This is a genomic window from Tunturiibacter psychrotolerans, assembly GCF_051013365.1.
GTDB classification, from domain to species: Bacteria; Acidobacteriota; Terriglobia; order Terriglobales; family Acidobacteriaceae; genus Edaphobacter; species Edaphobacter psychrotolerans_A.
The window spans coordinates 367,706-390,329 of record NZ_CP132941.1 but is presented as its reverse complement, the minus strand read 5'-3'; the positions used below and the strand labels follow the sequence as shown (position 1 = coordinate 390,329).

16 protein-coding genes and 1 tRNA gene are annotated in these 22,624 nt (G+C 56.0%); 10 read left to right on the top strand and 7 right to left on the bottom strand.

Annotated elements, in window-relative coordinates:
* The first annotated feature begins 25 nt into the window (after positions 1 to 25).
* The 5 genes from RBB76_RS01530 (at position 26) to RBB76_RS01510 (ending at position 5,875) form a co-directional block, all read left to right on the top strand.
* Positions 26 to 1,111 carry a Dyp-type peroxidase gene (locus RBB76_RS01530; protein WP_429634576.1) on the top strand — a complete coding sequence of 362 codons (1,086 nt, stop codon included), beginning with the start codon at positions 26 to 28 and terminating at the stop codon, positions 1,109 to 1,111.
* Entirely contained in the window at positions 1,104 to 1,916 is an 813-nt protein-coding gene (locus tag RBB76_RS01525; protein ID WP_429634577.1) for a family 1 encapsulin nanocompartment shell protein, read from the top strand. The genes RBB76_RS01530 and RBB76_RS01525 overlap by 8 nt, the downstream gene beginning before the upstream one ends.
* Positions 1,917 to 2,230: 314 nt before the next feature.
* Entirely contained in the window at positions 2,231 to 2,719 is a 489-nt protein-coding gene (locus tag RBB76_RS01520) for a tetratricopeptide repeat protein (RefSeq protein ID WP_429634578.1), read from the top strand.
* The gene (locus RBB76_RS01515; protein ID WP_429634579.1) at positions 2,716 to 4,314 is read left to right on the top strand and encodes a tetratricopeptide repeat protein; all 1,599 of its coding nucleotides are present in this window, start codon (positions 2,716 to 2,718) and stop codon (positions 4,312 to 4,314) included. The genes RBB76_RS01520 and RBB76_RS01515 overlap by 4 nt, the downstream gene beginning before the upstream one ends.
* Positions 4,315 to 4,450: 136 nt before the next feature.
* Positions 4,451 to 5,875, top strand: a complete 1,425-nt coding sequence (locus tag RBB76_RS01510) for a tetratricopeptide repeat protein (RefSeq protein ID WP_429634580.1) — start codon at positions 4,451 to 4,453, stop codon at positions 5,873 to 5,875.
* 331 nt (positions 5,876 to 6,206) lie between these two features.
* Here RBB76_RS01510 and RBB76_RS01505 read toward each other — a convergent pair whose 3' ends face one another.
* Both RBB76_RS01505 and RBB76_RS01500 read right to left on the bottom strand, forming a co-directional pair.
* Entirely contained in the window at positions 6,207 to 7,076 is an 870-nt protein-coding gene (locus RBB76_RS01505; protein WP_429634581.1) for an FkbM family methyltransferase, read from the bottom strand.
* A gap of 30 nt (positions 7,077 to 7,106) precedes the next feature.
* Positions 7,107 to 7,844, bottom strand: coding sequence for a class I SAM-dependent methyltransferase (locus tag RBB76_RS01500; RefSeq protein ID WP_429634582.1), 738 nt, complete (start codon positions 7,842 to 7,844; stop codon positions 7,107 to 7,109).
* A gap of 228 nt (positions 7,845 to 8,072) precedes the next feature.
* Here RBB76_RS01500 and RBB76_RS01495 point away from each other — a divergent pair, with 228 nt between their 5' ends.
* Positions 8,073 to 11,645: a beta strand repeat-containing protein gene (locus tag RBB76_RS01495; protein WP_429634583.1), complete on the top strand. Its 3,573-nt coding sequence runs from the start codon at positions 8,073 to 8,075 to the stop codon at positions 11,643 to 11,645.
* A gap of 93 nt (positions 11,646 to 11,738) precedes the next feature.
* Here RBB76_RS01495 and RBB76_RS01490 read toward each other — a convergent pair whose 3' ends face one another.
* From RBB76_RS01490 to RBB76_RS01480, 3 genes are all read right to left on the bottom strand, one after another.
* On the bottom strand, positions 11,739 to 13,757 hold the full coding sequence (locus RBB76_RS01490) for an LVIVD repeat-containing protein (protein ID WP_429634584.1): 2,019 nt from the start codon (positions 13,755 to 13,757) through the stop codon (positions 11,739 to 11,741).
* Positions 13,754 to 14,494: a DUF305 domain-containing protein gene (locus RBB76_RS01485; protein WP_429634585.1), complete on the bottom strand. Its 741-nt coding sequence runs from the start codon at positions 14,492 to 14,494 to the stop codon at positions 13,754 to 13,756. Before RBB76_RS01485 ends, RBB76_RS01490 begins: the two co-directional genes overlap by 4 nt.
* A gap of 167 nt (positions 14,495 to 14,661) precedes the next feature.
* A complete protein-coding gene (locus tag RBB76_RS01480; protein ID WP_429634586.1) occupies positions 14,662 to 15,369 on the bottom strand; it encodes a TetR/AcrR family transcriptional regulator in 708 nt (235 codons plus the stop codon).
* Between RBB76_RS01480 and RBB76_RS01475 the strand changes: the two genes are divergently transcribed.
* The 4 genes from RBB76_RS01475 to RBB76_RS01460 all read left to right on the top strand — a co-directional run bounded on the left by RBB76_RS01475 (position 15,368) and on the right by RBB76_RS01460 (position 18,940).
* Positions 15,368 to 16,606 carry an FAD-dependent oxidoreductase gene (locus RBB76_RS01475; RefSeq protein ID WP_429634587.1) on the top strand — a complete coding sequence of 413 codons (1,239 nt, stop codon included), beginning with the start codon at positions 15,368 to 15,370 and terminating at the stop codon, positions 16,604 to 16,606. The two genes, RBB76_RS01480 and RBB76_RS01475, sit on opposite strands and share 2 nt — an antisense overlap.
* A 189-nt stretch (positions 16,607 to 16,795) precedes the next feature.
* Positions 16,796 to 17,554 (top strand): WecB/TagA/CpsF family glycosyltransferase, encoded by a 759-nt coding sequence (locus RBB76_RS01470; RefSeq protein ID WP_429634588.1) that lies wholly within the window; start codon positions 16,796 to 16,798, stop codon positions 17,552 to 17,554.
* Positions 17,555 to 17,976: 422 nt separating this feature from the next.
* Complete coding sequence (locus RBB76_RS01465) at positions 17,977 to 18,756, top strand: CAP domain-containing protein (RefSeq protein ID WP_429634589.1); 780 nt, start codon at positions 17,977 to 17,979, stop codon at positions 18,754 to 18,756.
* A gap of 109 nt (positions 18,757 to 18,865) precedes the next feature.
* Positions 18,866 to 18,940, top strand: a tRNA-Asn gene (locus RBB76_RS01460).
* A gap of 666 nt (positions 18,941 to 19,606) precedes the next feature.
* Here the strand turns inward: RBB76_RS01460 and RBB76_RS01455 are convergent.
* The gene (locus RBB76_RS01455; protein WP_429634590.1) at positions 19,607 to 19,873 is read right to left on the bottom strand and encodes a hypothetical protein; all 267 of its coding nucleotides are present in this window, start codon (positions 19,871 to 19,873) and stop codon (positions 19,607 to 19,609) included.
* 214 nt (positions 19,874 to 20,087) lie between these two features.
* Positions 20,088 to 22,325 carry a malectin domain-containing carbohydrate-binding protein gene (locus RBB76_RS01450; protein ID WP_429634591.1) on the bottom strand — a complete coding sequence of 746 codons (2,238 nt, stop codon included), beginning with the start codon at positions 22,323 to 22,325 and terminating at the stop codon, positions 20,088 to 20,090.
* Between the last annotated feature and the right edge of the window lie 299 nt (positions 22,326 to 22,624).

Genomic DNA, 22,624 nt, shown 5'->3' with positions numbered 1-22,624 from the left:
AAGCAGATCGGGAATAAAGAAAACGATGGACGCCCCTGGCGAACTCAACGAAATTGTTCTTCCGCAGACCGTGGTCGGTCCGCTTACGCGGTCGGCGATCTTTCTGGTGCTATGCGCCCAACAGGACGAAGATGCTTACACGCGCCTGCGCGACTTTTGCGCCGGTCTCTCCGGGCTGATTCGCGCAGTGGAGTTTCGCGACGTAGAGGCGGGCCTTACCTGCGTCGCCGGATTCGGGTCGGATGCATGGGACAAGCTCTTCGGAGCGCCTCGTCCCGCCGAGCTTCATTCCTTTCGTAGGATTTGCTCCGGGGGACGCGACGCTGTCTCCACGCCGGGGGACATCTTCTTCCACATTCGCGCCAAACGCATGGATCTTTGCTTCGAGCTGGCGACGCAGATCATGGACAGCATCGGAGACATAGTCTCCGTGGCCGACGAGGTGCACGGCTTCCGCTACTTCGACGACCGCGATGTGATCGGCTTCGTCGATGGAACGGAGAATCCACGGGGTGATGCGGCGCGCGACGCGGCGGTCGTCGGCAGCGAAGATCCGGCCTTTACAGGCGGCAGCTATGTCATCGTGCAGAAGTACCTCCACGACTTGAAGGCGTGGAATTCGCTCCCGGTCGAGATGCAGGAACGCATCATCGGTCGCCGCAAGCTCTCGGACATAGAACTGAGCGACGCCGAAAAGCCCGTATACGCACACAACGCGCTCACCAACATCGAGGAGAACGGACGTCAGCTTCAGATTTTGAGAGACAACATGCCCTTTGGGCGTCCGGGCCACGGCGAATTCGGAACGTATTTTATCGGCTACAGCCGCACGCCGCGCATCACCGAGCTCATGCTGGAAAACATGTTCGTGGGCCGGCCGCCTGGAAACTACGACCGGCTGCTCGACTTCAGCCGCCCCGTGACCGGCAGCCTGTTCTTCGTGCCATCTGCAACATTTCTCGACAACGTCACGCCCGACGCGCCGGTCGCACCGGAAGATGCAAAAGCACCATCCACCGAACCGCCTTCGTCGCCACCTTCACCGGCACCTGCCGACGTGAACGACACATCACTCAAAATAGGATCACTAAAGGGAGAGAAAGATGAATAACCTCCATCGGGAGCTGGCACCAATCTCTGACGCGGCATGGGCGGAGATTGAGGAAGAGACGACAAGAACACTGAAGCGGTATCTGGCCGGGCGACGCGTTGTCGATGTTCCTTCACCGGGAGGAGTCGCTTTTCCTGGAGTCGGGACCGGGCATCTGAAGAACATCTCCGCTCCTGCAGAAGGCATCCTCGCAAGACAGCGTGAGGTGAAGCCGCTAGTGGAGCTGCGGGTTCCGTTCGAACTGTCGCGTCAGACGATCGACGATGTGGACCGCGGCTCCGATGACTCTGACTGGCAGCCTGCAAAGGATGCCGCGAAAAAACTAGCCTTCGCGGAAGATCGCGCTATCTTCAACGGATACCATGATGCGGATATCCAGGGCATCCGCGAAGGCACCAGCAACCCCATCGAGACGCTACCCGCGGATGTGCGGGATTATCCGGATGCAGTGGCGCATGCGCTGAGCCAACTGCGGCTGATGGGCGTCAATGGGCCCTACTCGGTTGTGCTTGGGGCCGAAGAATACACAGCGCTCGCCGAAACCCGCGATCACGGATACCCTGTGCTCGAGCATGTGAAGCGCATCGTGGACGGCAACCTGATCTGGGCGCCTGCGATTGAAGGCGCATATGTCCTCACAACACGCGGCGGCGACTTTGAGCTGAACCTCGGACAGGATGTTTCGATCGGCTACCTCAGCCACACCGATTCCGCCGTGCAACTGTATCTTCAGGAGACCTTCGTCTTCCGAGTGCTCACCAGTGAAGCTTCCGTCGCGCTGTCGCCATCGCAGAAATCTTCTTAGCCACAGAAACGGACCCGCGCAGGAGCAACTCTATCGGCGCGAGCTGATTGAGAGACGCTGCCCATACATAAGGTCGCAAGTAAGCAGTAAGAGATCCACTAAACACGAGCGCACATAGTCTCGACAACTACCGTGAAGCCTTGTATTGCGAAGGCTAGCACGCGTTACCGAGACGCCTGCAACTGGCTGTCAATTGACACCTTCCTCACGTGGTTACCGTTTTGGGAATAAGAGGCGCCCGTGTCATATTCTCAGCAGTACCTAAACGCGCACGGCAAGTATCCTCGAGGTGATTCTGATTTTCGAGGTGATCGGTGCCGAATTCTTCAGAGCTTCTCTCAACAGCCTTGAGTCGCCATAAGGCTGGCGAGTTTTCAGAGGCGGCGTCTCTTTATCGAGAGATTCTGTCCAAGGAGCCCCAACATGCCGATGCGTTGCATCTCCTCGGTGTTTTGTGTAACCAGCTCGGTAGCCCAGATCTTGCCGTCGAGCTAATCACAAAGAGCATCGAGATTAATCCTCGGGTGACCGAATATCACAATAACCTTGGGAATGCACTCAAAGCACGCGGTGACAGGAGCAACGCTGAGAAAAGTTATCGTTGCGCACTAGCAGTCAATCCGCACAATGCTGATGCCCATGCGAACCTCGGCATTCTTTTGGAAGAGCAAGGCAGGCTGGAGGAAGCGAAGAATTGTTATCAGCGGGCTCTCCGTGCTGCTCCGACCATGTTGCTGGTTCAGCTGTCCCTGGGTAACGTTGCGGTGGCACTGGGGATTGCAAGCTTGGCATCAAATACTTGAAATCAGCCATTCGATCCGCACCTAACCACGCTCCTGCCCACAATGCTTTGGGGAACGCTCTTTTTAAGACAGGCAAGAATGATCTTGCGAAGGTCAGCTACTCGCATGCCATCCGATTGGATCCCGCCTCCCCAGATGCTTTCTTCAACCTCGGCAATGTTTACCTTGCCGAAAAAGATTACGCTGCTGCAATCGACAGCTACAAGAGATCAGTGGCTCTGTCGGCACAGGCGGATGTCTATAACAATTTGGGATTGGCATACTCGGAGTGGGAGCAGCATGAAGCAGCTACCGAATCCTTCCTTCGTGCGATTCAGCTTGACGCCTCCCATGCAGACGCACACTTTAATTTTGGTCGCGCCTTGGCCAAACAGAAAGAGCATCGAGCAGCGATCGAAAGCTTTGGCAACGCCACAATGCTTCGACCGGATTATGCCAAAGCGTTTCATAGTCTAGGGGCCTCGCAACAGGCTTTGGGTGACTTGGCGGCAGCGGCAGAGGCTTATCGTAAGGCTCTTGACTTTGAGCCTGAATATACCGACGTGCTGAGTAACTTAGGTTCTTTGCTCGTCCTACAAGGTAGTTACGAAGGAATTGATTATCTGGAGCGACTCGTCGAACAACAACCCGATTCGGCAGAAGCGCACTGGAACCTGGCTATACCGCTTCTGATGCTCGGTGACTACGATCGCGGCTGGCGTGAATATGAGTGGCGATGGCAATGGGAGAAATTTACCTCGCCACGCAGAGGCTTCAAACAGCCACAATGGCAGGGCGAGTCACTTGATGGTGCAACCATCCTCATTCACGCGGAACAAGGGTTTGGAGACACACTTCAATTTGTGCGGTATGCCCCGCTGGTCGCACGACGCGGCGGACGAGTGATCCTGGAGGTCCAACCGAGTATAAAACGCCTTTTGCAACGCGTCCCTGGAGTTGATCAATGCATCGGACAGGGCGAAGCATTGCCGGAGTTTAGCTGTCATTGCCCTCTGATGAGTCTTCCCTATGTCTTTGGGACAACAATCGACACCATTCCTTCTTCTCCTCTTGAATTACTGGACGTGGTATTTAGTGAGCCATCATCTCGCTATGAAACGAAAGATTGCCTGAAGGTCGGGCTGGTTTGGGGAGGAAACCCGATGCACCAAAATGACGCACTGCGTTCCATATCGCTTGCCCACTTCCTACCCCTTTCCAAAATAGATGGTGTATCTTTCGTATCTCTGCAGAAGGGACCCGCATCTGAGCAAATAGTCGATTGGCCTTTCTACTTGCCAGATCCATGCTCAGCGGTTAGAGACTTTAGCGATACGGCCGCAATCATATCCAGTTTGGACTTGGTGATTACTGTTGATACGGCAATGGCCCATCTCGCGGGAGCCATGGAAAAACCAGTGTGGATCTTGAATTCTCATATCCCTGACTGGAGATGGGGACTCCAATCCGAAACTACGCCCTGGTACCCAACGGCCCGCCTTTTTCGCCGGTCTTTTTCGGGCGGATGGGAAGAGTTGATGGAGCGTGTAGCTTTGGAGCTGGCCATGTTCCAAGACGCGCGCTCAAGTAACGCTGCTGTTCAGTGCGCTGTCTAGATTGAAAGAGCCCAACCTGAACTATGCGCCGAGCAATCTTTGCATTTCGCTATTTCCGAATTTCAAACCTTTGGGTTAAGGTCCCCTCAGGGGACTGCCGTCACGATTGGCAAGGATCTTGCATATGGAGCCTTGTATGCATATTCTGCCTTCCAACGCCGAAGAGCATTTCAATATCGGACGCGACCTGATCTTGGCAGGTAACAATGTGTCCGCGGTCCAATCTCTAGCGAAAGCGATCAAACTTCAACCAGATTACTTCGCAGCTTACTACCAGCTCGGAGCCCTCCAGAAGAGTCTTGGTGACCTGAATGCGGCGAAGGCATGGTATCTACTGGCCTTACGGTGCTCGATGGTTAGGAGCACTATCTATGTCGACCTAGGTGTCTTGTGCGCGGAGATGGGACAAGAGGAAGAGGCTGGTCGTTATTTTCTACGTGCGTTGGAGGGAGAACCGCTTGATGGGGCGGGATATCTGAAGGTTGGGGTTGGATTAGCGAGGATGGGGCTGTTGACTCAAGCTATGGAGACACTGGGCCGATCGATTGAATTAGCGCCGAGCGCCAATGCGTGGTGCGAGCTTGGGGTGTGTCATTTTCAACTATGTAACCCGATCGCTGCGGTGGCATCTTACCGAAAGGCTCTGCGATGCGATCCAGAGTATGTCCCCGCGCACGCAAATCTTGGACTGACATTGCTCTTGCAGGGCAACTACGAAGACGGATTTGAGGAGTTCGATTGGAGGTTGAAGGCGAAGAACTTCTACCACATGGAAGGGTTCCAGGCCCCTATGTGGAGAGGAGAACCGCTAGAAGAAAAGACGATTCTAATTCACGCAGAGCAAGGTTTTGGGGATACCTTACAGTTCCTCCGCTATGTGCCGATGGTCGCGGCACGCGGTGCGCGAGTGCTTCTGGCGGTGCAGCCAACGCTTCATCGGCTAGTTAGAGGCTATCCTGGTGTCTCAGAGTGCATAAGCATCGCGGAAAAGCTCCCTGATATTGATTTCCATTGCCCGCTAATGAGTTTGCCACGCGTTTTTGGGACTACGCTCGCAAGCATTCCGGCGGTGGTACCGATTGGACCGAGGCAGGGGCGCAATGATCGTGCAGTGCGGTGCGATCCAGGGGCGGGTGACCGCACGTTGCAGGTTGGATTGGTCTGGGCAGGAAATCCAAAACATCTGACCGACAGCAAACGATCGCTGCAGCTCAAGCATTTTGTCGAACTGGGAGGGTTGGGCGACGCGGTGTCGTTTGTTTCGTTGCAGCATGGTGCTGCAGTAAAACAGTTGACACAAGGAGATGTTCCATTCGCAATACGGGATGCGTGTTCGACTGTCAGGGATTTTGCGGACACGGCGGAGATCGTCGCCGGCCTAGATCTGGTCATTACGGTGGATACAGCTTCGCCCATCTTGCGGGATGTATGGGCAAGCCTGTTTGGGTGCTGCTGGGAGCCGTACCCGAATGGCGCTGGGCACTCGAGGGTGAAACCACCCCCTGGTATCCGACTATGCGGCTGTTCCGGGTGGAAGAACTGGGTGGTTGGGCGGAACTGATGAAAATTGTTGCGGCGGATCTGAGAGAGTTTGGGGTCAGTCGCTGGGACATTTAGTGTTCAGGCCGCAGAATACTCAGCAGGGGGCACGGAAGGAATTGAGTCCCAGACCGCGATCACTCTGGCGTTGGCTTCGATCCACCCTCTTTGCAGCACCGAGTTGGCGAGTTCAGTAGTTCCGAGATGAAGCTCCGTTCCGCAATTGCAGCATGAAGGCGTCTCGATTTTCTGACGTCCAAGACCATTGAGGCGGTAGAAAGGAATTGAGTTGTGCGTCCATGGCAGCACGTTATTGAGCTTAGCAATCCAAGGAGCTTGTCGCGCGCTGCCTGCTATTTTCGTAAATCAGTCAAGGTTTGCGCAAACGGATGGAAGAATGGATCTGCGACTCTCGTCAAGCCTTCAACCAACAGGTTGCTTAGCTTAGGGATACATAGCATGTTGCTCGAATGTATGTTTGGATAGATATTTTCCTCTACCTGTAAGAAGTTGTCGGGGTTATAGAGCGACGGAACGTGCCACCAGAGTTGATAATCGCGATCGAACAACCACTGGATCAGTTGAGGGGACTGACTGACTCTGTCATTTTCTACGTACAACACTGGACGGGAACGCGCGATGATATTGCTGGATCCTTCAAGTACTTGAAGTTCGTAACCTTCCACATCAATTTTTATGAGTCCCACCGTACCGGTCGGGACTAAGTCATCGAGCCGGATGCACGGCACCGCTTCATGGCGTGTTGGCGATGTCGGATGAGCGGACATGCAAGTTCCGCCGAAGTTACCGCGGCTGCGATAGTCGGGAACTTCAAAAGACACTACTCCGCTCTCTTTACCGCAAGCGTACGACAAGGCGTTGACATTCAGCAGACCGTTAATAGCGAGGTTTGCGCAGAGTTGCTGAAAGATGATGGGTTGAGGTTCGAGAGCTAGCATCGAGCGACCTTGTCGCGCCAATTCGATAGCCATTGGGACAGTGTGAACCCCCATGTTGGCACCCACTTCTATCACCATGCCCGGTATCTTGAGTAAGGACAGCAAGAGACGTATTTCGATTTCACAACACTCTCCGTATCGAAGGAAGGCTTGTCCCATATATACGTCGTTGGAGTTGGCCAGCATCGCGCCATGGCGAGTGGGGCAGAGTTGATAGGGTGGTGCGATAGGTACGTTGGTCATTGCGTTTACTTTCTTGTTCATCGATGGTCTATACGTGGTTGGAGCGTTGGGTCACGCAGATAAGAGATGTGTTGCGAATGCCGGCACTTCACGATAGGCAAGATGCAGCCCTTCAGAGAAAGATGACACTCGCATACCGTGCACAGCGAACAATCGTGTCAGAGCCTCTGCTGAGTACAGCGATACGTGCCCATTACGCGGACCGGCGTACCACCAGTTGAGACCGAGCGCTTCAAAGTTGTCCGGTTGCAGCAAAGTCGAGAACAGGATTGCGCCATCGTCATGAAGCAGGGAAGTCATAGACGCAATCGTCTGCGCCGGGAATGGAGCATGCTCTGCAACTTCGAGACAGGTGACCAGGTCGAAACGGCATGACGGCAGCTCGTTGTGGACAGAGAACGGATCATAGGTGGCGGCTGAAAATCCCTGCTCACGCAATAATTCCGCCATGCGACCGTTGCCGCCGCCGTAATCGAGGATGCGTATCTCTGATCGTGAAGCCGCGAATGCGAGCCCGATAGCTTGTGCATTGAGCGAAGGCCGCACTTCGACAAAGTCCGGATCCACCAAGACGTAGTTCTCGTTGTAGATATGCTTGAGAAACGCCTGCTCCGACCATGTATCGAAAGCATCTGTAAAAACAAACCGGCAAGTCGGGCAGCGCCTGTAGTAAATGGGGATGCCGGAGAGCGACAGACGCCTGCCTTGGGCCTCGATGCAACTCTTATGGAAGTCAACGACGCCGAACAAGGGACTCGGGCAACCGCACACCTTACACGCTTTTGCCATCGAACTTTGCAACGTCTCCATGGCATCGATACCAGCAATTGGATTACCGCATCGATTTGAGATTCTATGAATAAAATCTAATAAATGGGTGCAAGATGAAGATGGCCGTCACCTACTCCCTTGGCCAAGTGGGCAACTACTCGCATGGGACTATGAGAATGCGTCGATCAATTCATTTTCTTTATGTCTCGGTTACGTTACATATCGTAGTATGGCCGCATACGTCCCATGACAACGCGACTGGTAGGTTTCTTCATGTATCCTCGAATCCGGATATCTAGCCTCTACTCCCTGTCTCTTTTTTTATTATTTGCCATCCTCGGCGGCTGTTCCGGCGGCTCTGGTAGCTCTGGTGGAGGTGAGTCGCAACCAAAAGCCTCAGCTCCCACAGTTACAGCCATCGCTCCATCAAGTGTTCCAGTCGGTTCGCCGGCTTTCACGCTCTCTGTGACCGGCAGTAATTTTCAGCCCCAGGCCGTGGTGAACTGGAATACAACTGCTCTCGCAACGACGTACACGAGCGCATCCGCGCTGAGCGCCGTTGTTCCGGCTGATCTTGCCGCAACGGGATCCACAGCAAACATTAGTGTCACCAATCCCGACGGGCAGTCGACCACCGGGGGCGCCTCTTCACAGCAGGTCTCGGTTATGAATCCCGCGCCGACACTCTCTGCCGTGGCCCCTCAATTACTTTACGCCGGCTCACCGGACACGGTGTTGACTCTCACAGGCACAAACTTTAACTCATCTTCTGTAGTCATGGCCGGAACAACACGGCTGGCGACGACCTTCGTCAGTGCCACAGAACTCACGGCGTCCGCCCCTGCTGCGCTTCTGGCATCTGCAGGCACTTTGAGCGTGGCTGTCTTGAACCCAGCGCCAGGTGGCGGCAGCTCACAAACAATTCCTGTCACCCTAAGCCAGCCGCCCGCGGTACTCGCATCACTCTCGCCTGCAACTGTAACGGTGGGTTCGTCGATGGTGACCGCTACCCTGACTGGCACCTATTTCACACCTACCTCTGTCGTCTACCTCAGCAACTCCCCTGCCGCAACCACGACTTACATTTCATCAACCTCGATTCAGTTCACAATTCCCGCGCAAAGCCTTGTGAGCACAGGCATTCTCATTGTCACAGTCCACGACTCCGCATGGCCGAACAATATCTCCAATCAGCTTAAGTTACAGGTCGTCAATCCTGTACCTGTCCTCAGCAGTATCGCTCCCGTCTCAATCACGGCCGGTGCGCCAGATTTCTATCTCACACTCTCCGGCACTAACTTCGTCTCATCCTCGACGGTTCTCATCAACGGGACGCCAACGCAGCCGGAATCCTCGTCGGGTACGACCGCCTCGGTTCTCATTCCCGCGAGTGCCGTTTCTACTGTTGGTGCTGTCACAATCGCTGTCTCCAGTCCGGCTCCCGGTGGGGGCACCTCGGCCCCTCAGACGCTTAATGTCATCAGCGCCAACAACCGCATTCGGACCGTGGACATCGAGGCGGCTGATCTTGGCTGGGATCCAGCGCACAGTTTGCTTATCGCGTCGACTCTCTCAGGCTCTTCCAACAACCCGAACAGCATAGTCACTATCGATCCGCTGCAGGGCACAGTCATCACCGCCGCATCTCTTCCCAGCCAACCCTCCGGCATCTCTGTCACTTCGGACGGCACTTACGTCTATGTAACACTCCCCTCCACTGGGCAGATCGAACGCTTCACTCTCCCATCGCTTGCGCCGGACATCACCTTCGGTCTCGGCAGCACGAACGGCAACCCCAACATCACCGATTCCGTAGCCGCCGCTCCCGGAGCGCCTCATACCGTTGCCGTCTCGCTTTCGAACGTGTCCGTTAGCAACAATAGTATGGCTGTCTTCGATGACGGTGTCGCCCGTTCTAACATCGCCACTACCACAGCCTTTGGCGAAAATTACGACACTCCCGTGTGGGGCAAGGACGCTACCACTCTTTATGGCTCAAACGCTGAAATCTCCACTGCGGATGAAGACATTTTCTCCGTCAACAACAGCGGCGTGACACTTGTCAGCGACCAGCACTCAGCGCTCGGCGAATTCGTCAAGCATCTCGCCTTCGACACGAAGACCGGTCATCTGGTCGACGGCTATGGCGATGTCGTCACCGCCGCCAGCGGTCAGAGTGCCGGTCAGTTTGCAGTGCAGAACACCGTCAGCTACGCAGAAAATCCCTTCGCGCTCGACATCACCCAGCGCACCGTCTTCTACTTGAACACCAACGGCTTCTATCCCAACAACCCCCCGAACGGCACCTACATTGAGGCCTTCAGCCTCGATCAGTTCAACTACATCAACTCGATGTTGGTCAACGGTCTCACCGGAGGCTCGGCGATCGTCCGTTGGGGTACCAGCGGTCTCGCCATCAACGGTTCGTCGCAGATCTACCTGATCGATGGCTCATTCGTCGCGCCCACCGGCGTCTCTTCACCTGCCGGCGGCTACATCGCTCCTTCGCCAACGCTGACCTCAGTCACTCCTGTTTCAGTCACTGCCGGGAGCGGTGATGTGAAGGTAACGCTTACGGGTCGCGATTTCACGCAGTCTTCGCAAGTGACATGGAACAACCAGACTTTTCCAATCGACTCAGTCTCCGATACGCAGATCGTTGCCACCATTCCTGCTTCCTCGCTCACCACTCCCATCGCGAGTGGTATTGCAGCCACAAATGGTGTCGGCACGGCCAGCTCCAGCGCGCTTGGCTTCACCGTTCTCCCTGACCTCGGGTCAAGCACGCAGATCAACACCCTGGACATCTCCGGTCAGGATCTCGCGTGGGACAGTACACACAACTTGCTTTATGTCGCTGTTCCCGGAAGCGATCCCGTCTTTCCCAACACGATTGCGGTCGTCGATCCAACCAAGTCCGCGCTCACACAAGCTATTCCAGTAGCCGACAACCCAGGCGTCATCTCACTCTCTGACGACAATCAATACCTCTACTCCGGGTTCTACGGACAGGCCATCATTCAACGCTATGCGCTACCGTCGTTCTCGCTCGATCTCACCATACCGACCGGCGTGGGATACCCAGCCAACACGGTGGGAACGGTCGGCAGCTGTACCTTTGCCGAAGAGATTAAGGTTGCACCGGGCAATCCACAGTCGATCGCTGTAACGACTGGAAACTACAACATAGAGCCCAGGGGATGTGGCAATTTGGCGATCTACGATAAAGCCACCCCGCGGCCCGGCTTCGTGGTGTATGGCTCTGGCGCATTCGATTTCTCAACCCTCGCTTGGGGTGCGGACGCCAACACGCTCTATGGGCAGTCCGATATTGAAGGCGAGCCACAGGGCCTTGCCGGATTTTCGGTGTCATCCACCGGCGTCACGGTAGGGGGCACACTCAACAGCGGAAATCTGGGGCTCCGGGTCCATTACGACACCGGGACAAAGCTGCTCTACAGTGATTCGGGCGTCATTACAAACCCGGTGGGTCCAGCACAAGTCGGCGCGTTTCCTTCTGGAGTGGCCGTCGTGACCGATTCCACACTTAAGCGAGCGTTCGTTCTCACTTCTTCTACCTCGAATATCTCGAACAACCCCGGTCAGGGTGCAACGTCGTACACGCTCAATATCTACGACCTCAACACTCTGGGTCTACTGAATTCAATTGTGATTCCCGATGTCCTTGGATATCCGACACGAATGACTCGCTGGGGCTCGAATGGCCTTGCATTCGTCACGAACAGCCAAGTCTACACGGCGGGTTCAGCCGGAGTCCTTTATATTCTCCAGGGAAGTGGCATCTCGGGTTCGCCATAGGAATTGAGGGGAAGGGCCTAAGACAGTTGCGCCTCGAAGGCGCCATCCCCATTTCCTGAGGTGTAAACCCACATGAACCATCGGGAGTGAAGGCTAGGCTGTCGGGCCCTCCAGGATATGAGCTAACTCATGCAACCGCTGCGCATCCTTCGCATCCTTTGCATCGGACGCGCTCGTTTCAACAGACGCCGCCATGCCACGAAGTTTTGCCAGATCCTTCTTGGCAAGGTGCGACTTCTGCGCCCGCGCGATTGCTTTATTCAAATCAGCAATCCGGTCTGCCGACAGCGCCTGCGAACGCTCTAACTGATCCACATAAGCTCGCGCGACCGTTAGCTGAGAAGGCCACGTAATCCTCTGCTGATTTTGTACGTTCAGCTCATTGACCTGAACAAGTCTCGCCGCATCAATTTCATTCTGAGTCAGAAATTTGCTCGGAACCAGCTTGAACACATCCAGTCCGCGCGCGATCTCCGACCCATAGATGTAGCCGTTATACCAATACGCCGACCAATCGCCGCCCAAAATCAGTGTCTTAGCATCGACAGGCCCACGATCAAAGTAAGCGATCTCGTACGCATGTGCAGGGTCCGTAAAGTCCATCACCGAAATACCGCCCTGGTACCACGCCTGCACCTCGATATCACGCCCAGGCACCGGTATCAATGAGCCATTATGAGCCACACAGTTTTCCGTCTCCGTCTGAGCAGCCGGCATCTTGTAGTAGCTCGCGAACGAAAGCTTGTCGTCCTTCAGATTGAAGATCGCATCCGCTCCCCACTTGTTGGAGTCCGTCGGACGGCAGCGTGGCTGCAACCCTCCTCCCCACTCATCGGTGAACACCACCTTCGTTCCATCGTTCGAGAAAGAAGCCGAGTGCCAATACGAGTAGTTCGGATCGTTCACCGCATCCACGCGCTTCGGATGCACAGGGTCCTTGATATCGAGCAGAATCCCATTACCCGAGCACGCCCCAGCTGCCAGCCCCAAAGCCGAATACACCGTAATGTCGTGGCACTGGTTTGTGTCCTTAGGCGTCTCTGCCTTCTTGTCGTGGCTTCCACCATTGTTCAGGCCATTCAAAGCGCCCGTACGCGGATCGATAAACACTCGCGGGCTCGAAACCACTTTGGCCTGCTGCGGCGCGGCAACCGGCACCTTGATCACATCGATCCGAAACAGCGACGTATTCGGATCCTTCTCCGGCTTCTCCTCGCCCGAGCAGCCTGCCAGCTCTTCTGACTGCCGCACAAACGATGTCCCCGAAACATAGATGTAGACGTTGTCCTTATCGTTCGGGTCCAACACCAGCGTATGTGTGTGCGATCCACGGCAGGTCTGCACGGCCGCCACCTGCTTCGGATTCTTGATATCCGAAATATCGAAGATCCTCACACCGCGAAAGCGATCCGGACTCGCTGTCGGAATCCTATGGTCCTTCTCATGTCCCGGCTCCGGTGGAGGCAGCGGCGGAAAACCCTGCACTCCGCAATCCAACCGTCCGTTCGGCATCTCCACCGACATAAACAGCAGGTTGCCATACACCGACACATCGCCCTGCCCACCCGGGCACACCAGCGAAGTAATCAGTGACACCTTCGCCGGGTTCGAGATGTCATAGAAGTTCACGCCATAGAAGTTGCCTTGTAACAGATGCGTTCCCTGAAACGCAAAGTCCGAATTTGAAAATGCGAGCTGCGCAATCACCAGCTGCATGGGCTTTGGTATCTTGCCCTTGTTGCCAACGCCAAGCAGGTCCAGACTCTTCTGGACCGCAGGATCGTCCGGATTCGTAGACGACAATTGAAACGCCTCGGGCTTCTTCACAAACGCAATGTGCTCCATCCCCATCGCAGCCTCACCGGCATCGTAAAGTCCCGCCTTCAGGCCCACCCGCGGATCGTTCGTCGTAGATCCTGTCATACCCGGCGGCAGCGGCACAGCCGGTTGCGGCACAAACGGATCTTCGTCTTCCTCCGCAGCTGCCTTCGCCGCAGGAGCCGCCGGAGCAGACGGAGCCTGCGCCAGCAAAGTTCCCCAACCGGAAAACACCAAAGCCGTGCCAAAGGCTACACCGGCCAAACGGAAAGCGAGCGACTGCGTACGATTCATCGTTTCTCCTTCAACATTCCCTGCATAATTGCAATCTCTGCCCTTTGGGTATTGTCAGCATCGGTAGCGAAGTCAAACAGCTCCGCATCCTGCCCCGCACCGGGTGTATCGAACAACTGCTTCACCATCACCAACGCGCCATTGTGATGCTGAATCATTCCCGTCAAAAACAGCCTGTCGAACTCCGCGCCCTTAGCCTGCCGCAGCTCATTCATCTGCTTTTGCGTCAGCATGCCCGGCATGGCCGCCATCGGGCTACCGTTTTTATCCATATCCGGCATCCCCGCCATCGCCATAGACACGGACTCCCCACGCGCCCTCAGCCAGCGCTTCATAAACTTCATCTCATCCGCCTGCGAGAGGCCGATCCGCGCCCCCAAAGCGCGAATCTCTGCGTTTTCCGTATGCGACGGAATCAGATCCGTCATCACGACCGCCTGCCCATGATGCATGATCATGCCCTGCATGAACTCAACATCAGCCTGCGACCGTTGCGGCACCGTCCCCGTTGTAGAAGCCGGCAGCCGTTTGCTCGGTGTTCCCGGTGCGCCTGGCTGCACCACCACCGGAGCCGCGTTCGACTGCGTCTGCTGACCATGAGCCGCGCAGGCCGGCAAGCTGCAAAGCACCACAGCCGAGAGCCATCCGCGGAACCCTGCCGCCGTCGTCATCTTGGTTCGTGACTTGCCGCCACGACCGACCGAACCGCACCCAGGTTTTCCCATTGCATCGAGCATTTTTCGTTCTCCCAACGGTATCATGTGGCTCGTGCGCACCGGACAAGGGAAGAAGCGCTCCTCCCTACACATCTCTCGATGAACCCTTCAGATATTGTCAGAAATGCCGACTATATAGGCAAGTGACCACAGGCGATTCTCCCGGGATTAATCGATGTGACTTCAATCTATCCTCGGTGCGCTGCGCCAATACCTCTAAGGATGAGATCGATCCCGCCGAGAAAATCCTTTCGGTCGTTGTGAGTGCGCAACTGTCCCGCCAGGCTGCGTGTGAACGGATACTCCTCCGCATCGAGCTGAGACCAGGCCGTTGACACCGCTTCCAGAAATTCGGATCTGTCGAGGCCTTGCGTTCGAGCCAGCTGCCCGTTGGCCGCATTCCGCCCAGCGACGCCAAGGATATAGTTCAGCAACGCGGACGCGGTAACCCAGTGTTCCTTTTTCGGCACGCCGAGGACCCGGAGCTGCTGGCCGATCTGTTCAACAATGCGCAGCATGGGAGACTGTCCCGGAGAACGTGTGAGCGCCGATCCGACCCACGGATGAGCGTCGATAGCGTCGAACATGGCCAGCGCGAGCAGGCGAATCGTTGCTTGCGGCGTCGCGCCCGTCGTGACTGAAGCGAGGGACGCGGTCATGGTACGAGCGATGATGGTGTCGCATGCGGCGGTCAGCAGATCGCTCTTATTGGTAATATGCCAATAAATAGCACCAGGGCCGGTGGCCAGCCGCTCGGACAGGGTGCGGAATGTGAGACCGCCTTCTCCGCTCTTGTCCAGAAGCTCGATCGACGCTTCTACGATCTGTTCCCGAGAGAGAGATTCTTCCCGCCGTTGGCTGGCACTCGTTTTTTTGGGGCGCGCTTTTTGAACCATGATCAATCTTGACACATATGGAACATCATTCCATAATGATGGAATGATGTTCCATGGTCGCCAGCAAAGTACGGCAACCCTCGAACCACAAAGGATCATTATCAAGACTCCAATCACGATCATCGGTGCTGGGCTCGGCGGACTAACGCTTGCGCGTGTGCTCCACGTTCATGGAATTGCCGCGACGGTCTACGAAGCGGAAGCTTCGGCAGACGCACGTGGACAAGGCGGCCTGCTCGATATCCATGAAGACAACGGGCAGCTCGCACTCAAGGCTGCGGGACTCTTCGACGAATTCCTCGGGCTCATCCAGGCTGAGGCTGAGGCGCAGTGCGTCCTCGATAAGCACGCCAATGTCCTGCTGTATCAGCCCGACAAAGGCAACGGCGGTCGGCCTGAGGTACCCCGGGGAGACCTCCGTCGCATTCTGCTTGACTCCCTTCCTGCTGGTACAGTCCGCTGGGGGCATAAGACCACAAAAGTGTCTCCCCTCGGCGATGGCAGGCACGGAGTGACCTTCGCAAATGGCGCGACAGTGACGACCGACCTCCTCGTGGGCGCGGACGGAGCCTGGTCCAGAGTCCGTCCGCTCCTCTCCGACGCAAAGCCGGCGTATCTCGGCACCTCGTTCATCGAGACCTTCCTCTTCGACAGCGAGGTCCGACACAAGGCAACCGCGGAAGCGGTTGGCAGCGGCACGATGATGGCGCTTGCACCAGGCAAAGGCATCATGGCACACCGCGAGGCCGATGCGACCCTGCACGCATACGTGGCGCTCAACAAACCCGAGGACTGGATCGCCAGCATCGACTTCTCCGACCCCGTATCCACCTTGGCCCGCGTCGCAGCCGAATTCGACGGATGGGCGCCAGAACTGATGACGCTCCTCACCGCCACCGAGACCGACCCCATACTTCGCCCTATCTATGCGCTTCCGATCGAGCAGAGATGGGAACGTGTGGCGGGAGTGACACTGATCGGCGATGCAGCGCACCTGATGTCGCCGTTCGCAGGGGAAGGAGCCAACCTCGCGATGTACGACGGCGCGGAACTCGGGAAGGCCATCGCTACCCATCCCGGTGACGTTGAAGCCGCGCTCATCGCGTATGAACAGGACCTCTTTCCTCGCAGCACGTCCGCCGCCGCGGAGGCCGACCGGAATCTCAAGCTATTCTTCAACGACAACGCGCCTCAGAGCGTGGTTGATTTGTTTACCAATTACCAGCCCGTTAAATAAGCGCCTCGCACGCCGGCAAATCGTACCCCGCGCAAAGCAATGTGGGGGCCTTTCCGGCCACTTGACCGCTTCTCTATTGGGATTGGTCACGCTAAGCCGGCTTGTGGATGGTAATAAGGTGACGCCACGAGAATTGGCGGCTACTCCTCTTTCTCATGTCGAATAAGATAGAGACGAACAGATCTCTTCATGTCGACACCTCCGGCCACTCACCGCATCCTTGGCATCGACTTCTTCGACGGCTCTGCAAAAGAAGCCATCGACATCATGCGCGCCAAAGGCGGTCTCCTCGTAGTCCCCGCAGCTCCAGCCCTCAAGGACCTCGACCGCAGCCCTGACTACCGAGACGCTCTGCTCAACGCGGACCTCGCGATCACCGACTCTGCCTTCATGGTCCTCATCTGGAATCGTCTGCAGCCGATCCCCATCAAGCGCCTCTCCGGCCTCGAGTACCTCCGCGATCTTCTCCTAGAGCCAGACGTTCGCCAACCCGGCAACACGCTCTGGATCATGGCCAGCCCAGTCAGTGCAAAGCGTAATCTCGACTGGCTCGCAGGGCAGGGAATCGTTATCCCCGAAGACAGCATCTACATGGCTCCCATGTACGGCAACGCGCCCATCGACGACCCCACTCTGCTCGAGCGACTCAACCGGCTTCGCCCCCAGCACGTCATCGTCACCATCGGCGGTGGAACCCAGGAGCGTCTGGGCCTCTATCTCAAACGCAATCTTGCCTATCGCCCCGCCATCCACTGCATCGGCGCCGCCATCGCCTTCCTCTCTGGCGACCAGGTCCACATCCCCGTCTGGGCCGACAAGTTCTATCTCGGCTGGCTCTTTCGATCCCTCGCCGAACCGAAGCGTTACGTCCCCCGCTACTGGGACGCCCGCAAACTCCTCGCGATCATGCTCCGGAACCGCAGCCGTCTCCCCGAACTGAGATCTTAGCCAAACCACCCGCTAACTTCTGACTAATCAGATACCTGTCCCAAAAACGGACACATCTGGATCGCGAATCGAAAATAAACTTGAAAAACATGGCGTGTTTTTCGGCGCTCAAAAAACGACATCCAAAACACCACGTTTACCACGCAATCCACCACAAATTCACCACGATTTCACCACCACAAAACAGTCAAAATATCTAAAACCCCCTGAAAAAGTGAGGTTTTCGCCTCTCGATTTTTTTAGTACCAAAGTGCAGAAGTCCAAGCATCGTTTTCTCATCGACGCGGCGTCAGAACCGATAAGCACAGACAGGGACAACCCTCATGCTGACCAGAAAGTTGTATTACCTTCCACGGCACCCCAAACCTAGAATCACCTTCATGTCGGCCCCCTTCGAACCACACGCCAAGTCAATGATTTCATTGTCTAAATCGTATGTTTGGTTCCTCGCGCTCGCCGCGCTGCTGCTCTCTTCCGCGCGCGTTTCATCGGCTCGAGACCTCGAATCCTCAGGTAATCTCACAGTCGCCGAGCAATACCTTCTCGCCGCCGCGAACGAAGACCGCGTCAATCAAGGACTTCAGCCACTTCGCTTCGACCCCGTCCTCGCAGAAGCCTCCGCCGTTCACGCTCGCGAGATGGCCGCCCACGCCGAAATCTCCCATCAATTCAATGGAGAACCTGCGCTCGCGGAACGCGGAGCCAATGTTGGCGCACACTTCAGCCTCATCACGGAAAACGTAGCCGAAGCCCCCACCTCCGTCATCATCCACAATCTCTGGATGCACTCGCCCGGCCACCGTGCCAACCTGCTCGATCCCAACGTAGATTCGATCGGAATCGCTATCGTGACCCGCGATCACCAACTCTACGCAGTCGAAGACTTCGCCAGCACAGTTCAAACGCTCTCGCTCAACCAGCAGGAGCGCACAGTTGCTAGCGTTATCGCGCAATCGGGCATGCTCGTTGCCGCCACCACCGAAGAAGCCCGTCGGACCTGCACAATGTCCTCTGGCTACGCGGGTTCTCGCCAACCCTGGTACATCATGCGGTATACCGCCGGAAGCTTGAACCAAATTCCCGATCAACTCAAAAGCAAACTGGCGTCAGGCAAATATCACCAGGCCGTAGTCGGAGCCTGCTCGACAACGCGGAACAGCCCCTTCACCGCCTACAATATCGCCGTACTCCTCTACCCCTAAGTATCCAAACTGCCGTCCTCTAGACCATTTACGGTAGCCTTTGACCCCTCTATCCCGATTTGTTATAACTGAATAAGCGCGTGAGTTTCCCGCGGGTCCAAAAAGACGTTCCTGAGTAGCTCAATGGCAGAGCATTCGGCTGTTAACCGAAGGGTTGTAGGTTCGAGTCCTACCTCAGGAGCCATATTTGTCAAGCACTTCTAACACCCCCTCCCAAAAACTTCACCGAACTTAACCGAATTGCTTCTGAGGCCTGCGCCCTGAGTGTCCTTAAGGGTTCCGTGTTCCTGCATGTGGGTTCCCAGCGACCGCCGCATCACTTGGAAGGTCACCAGCTGGTCCGGAATCCCCAGCTTCCGCGAGATCGGGCGGATTCGCCACCTAAGAAAGTTCTTAGCGTGACGTGGTACAGCTTCGCCCTTACGCTCCCCGCGTCCGAAGGTCGGAAACATCAGGGCCTCGGGAGAGGCGTCCGGGCACATAGAGCGACGATTTGGGATCACCTGATCACAACACTTCCACATCTGACTCCCACGCTCTTATACAGACAAGAATATCGGTATCCGTATCTGGATAGGGACCTCGTTGATTTTCTTTTGCGCCTCCTCATGAGCAGCTTGTGCAACCTGGACGTCGCCGTTCGCTCATGCGCCGGGCACTAGCCGGGATCGTTCCCTCTGAAATCTCGGAACGCTGGCGCTTGGACGAGCTCGACCCGCTATCGAGAAGCTATTTAGAGATTCGCTCTCCGCCGAACATGGCTTCATCGACCCCACGACGTTTCTGAAGGCTCTTGGCGATGTAATCGACGGCAGAGACTCACGTCCGTCCTTCGCTCTAATGAAAACAATCAGTTTTGAGATTTGGCTGAGATAAATGGAAGGATACTCGATATTCGGTCCATCGGTCGGAAGTTGATGCCGACATCCCAATGAATGCCGGCCGAGAAGACTTCATGCAGGACGTGCGCGCGCGGCTCTTCCAGCATGGAAATTGCAAAAAGAAACGAGGGCAAGACAATGGAATATAGCAAACCCGCAATCACGGCTACCTTACCGGCGGCCGCAACCATCCAAGCAACCACATCCCAAAGGGTGATACCTCGCTGCAGGATCACACCTCAATGGTGTATGCAAGCGATCCGGCTTACGAGGCAGACGAGTAAGCCAGAACTTGTTGGATAAGCAACCCCATCGTTCTACAGTCGAATGTCAATTCGATGCTCGCCCATAGGACGGTGGGGGTCGTCACAACAATCACCGCAGACGAGTTGGGTCTGCGGTGATTGGTTGACGAATTGTTGGTGTTGCCGGCGAGTGGCAGCGTCTGCTTTATTGAATCTCGATGCCGCTCATCTCGGGTTGGTTGACCGCGCCGTTGCTGAGGCTGATGACGATCTGGCCTGAGCTGTTTGCGGTGGTGATGAACTGCTGGACGTTGGCCTTGTATTGACTACCCGCAGTCGCCACGATGTCAAAGTTCGTAAGAACGGGTGTCCCGTTGATGGCGACGTCGAACTCACGTTGACCTGCGGCTGAAAAGTACAGCTCGGCGAAGTGCAGCCGTACCGTGTGCGTGCTGCCTGCGACGAAGCCCGGAACCGTATAGGTGAAGGTTCCTTCGCGAGCATCCTGATACACCGCTACAGGCGCAGGGTTGGTCACTCCTGCCGTCGAGATGGTATGCGATACGGCATACGTCGAGCCGCCAGAGTAGTCGGTATCCGCGACGAATGGCGATACCGCCACGCCGCCCGCGTTGATGTCCACGTTCGACGTGCCAGTCGAGCAGGTGCCATTTCCTGCGTAGGAGGTGAAGTCGTGTGGAGTTCCTGCTGCGGTTGTGGCACCGCCGGTGTTGTTGATGACGTTGCTGATGCCGCCTGAACCGCTCAGCATCACGGTCACCATGTCAGTGAAATTAATGCCGGAGACATTGGGAGCAAGGATTGCATTGCTTTGATAGATCGTTACGCCTGAGACATCAAAGAAAGAGTAAATGCCTAAACCATAGGCGGTATTCGAGCAGGCCTTGGACGTGACCTCGTAGGAGGGGTAGCCGTTGGCGCCATTATAGGTCCATGAGCTTTGGCTTGGGACGTCGTAGGGATCCTCACTTTGATAGAAGATAGTTTCGCCGTTGTTGCCGTTCCACTGCACCTGGCTTTGCTGGTAGTGTTCAACCGCCAATCCAAGCGCGGTCACATTGTCCCCGTCGACGATCAGGCCATGCGAGGCGGCGTTGGTTGTCCAGCCTACGCCGGTGCCGTGATCCGCTCGCCAGGCCCAGATGTTATCCAAGATGACGTTGTCACTATCCAATTCAAGGCTGGTGGTAGCCGAACCGGTCTCCGCACCGCCGATACGGAAGTACACGTCGCTGATCGAGGTTGGGTTGCTGGCATGGCTTACGCGCGTCGCGCCGGCTACTCCAACCTGCATGAGTACGGGTGAGTTGGTCGGCCCGGCGTCGATGAGCAGATCTGCAATCTGCACGCCATCGACATCGGCGACAGTGATTGCAGAGGTGCCGCTTTGCGGAATCAGCGTCGGGTAGCCGAGACCTAAAACGATGGTCTTCGCGTTGGCGATGCTGATAGGCGCTGTGAGTTTGTAGATGCCTGGGGTAAGGATAAGATTCTTGCCGGACGAGAGTGCTGAGTTGATCTGCGCGGCGGTGTTTGAGGGTGTGGCGATATAGAAGGTGCTGATGGCGTCGCTATAGCCAGTTCCTAAACCGCCGTTTGCCGTCCAGTCCACACCGCTCGACGAAGTTTTGACTGTGGGCACGAAGACGTTGTAGTTTCCGCTGCTGTCGATGTAGAGAAAAGGCTTTTCGCGGACTACTGGGGTGGTCGAGAGAATGGTGTTCTTTGGAAAGGTGTTGGATGGTGCGGTACCGGTAAAGGTATCGCCAGAGAAGACGAAATTCCAAACGTTGTCTGTGAATGAGGCCATGGTGCTGTTGCGTGTATACCACTGTTGTTGAGAGCAGGCGTTGACGCCGTTGTCTACGGTCGTATCAGCGATAAATCCGCCGCTCGCCTCGCCACAGCTCTGGTTAGTGAGCTCAAGACCACCGGCGATGTGAACGCGACGGAGCGAAGCTCCCTGGGAGACGCCCCAGGTTTCAGTGTCGCCTGAGGGAACGTTGATACGGAGGTTTTCCATCGAACGCCAGAAGTTCGTCGTCAGGTTACCGTTGCTGTCGGTTACATCGAGATAGAGACCGCCGCCGTTTAGAACCGTTGAGTCAGGAGTCAATCCTAAGCCCGCAATTGAAGTATAGAAGCCCACCTCTTGGCTTACACCCGAGTAGGTACCGGGCTTGAAGAGAACTGCAGCACGACTGCTGCTGAATTGGCCACTGCTTACGTTGGGGTTCGATATCGAGGCGATGTCTGAGTTGATGACAGAGCCGGGTACGGTTGGATCGAAGACGTAAACGTTAGGTCCAAAGACTGTGGAGTTATATTGTGCGAAGGCTGGAAGGGCGAAGCTGCAGATGGCAGCGCATAGGACGAGGAGGAGCTTACTAAGTACAGCGGCGGAAGTTCTAGAGGAATGCATGAATAACCTCGTATTTCAGGATTGAAGTGGTGGGTTTGGCACAGCAGCCGGAAGAGCCGCACCGTTTCTGCAGAACGAGGAAGAAGGAGAGCAGGTCCAAGGGGGAGACCAGGACGTGGCAAACGTTGACGAGATATCCTGTCGATTCTCAGAGATCAAGCAGGGCCAGAATCTTGCGGCGTGAATCGCCCAGACTCTTGAGCGTGCGAATTATCGCATATGCGGTAGCATCTGTCTTTGCCTCATGCGCAAAAAAAGCACAGACTGCTGCGCTCTCTGATTTTGGCTATGTTCTGGAT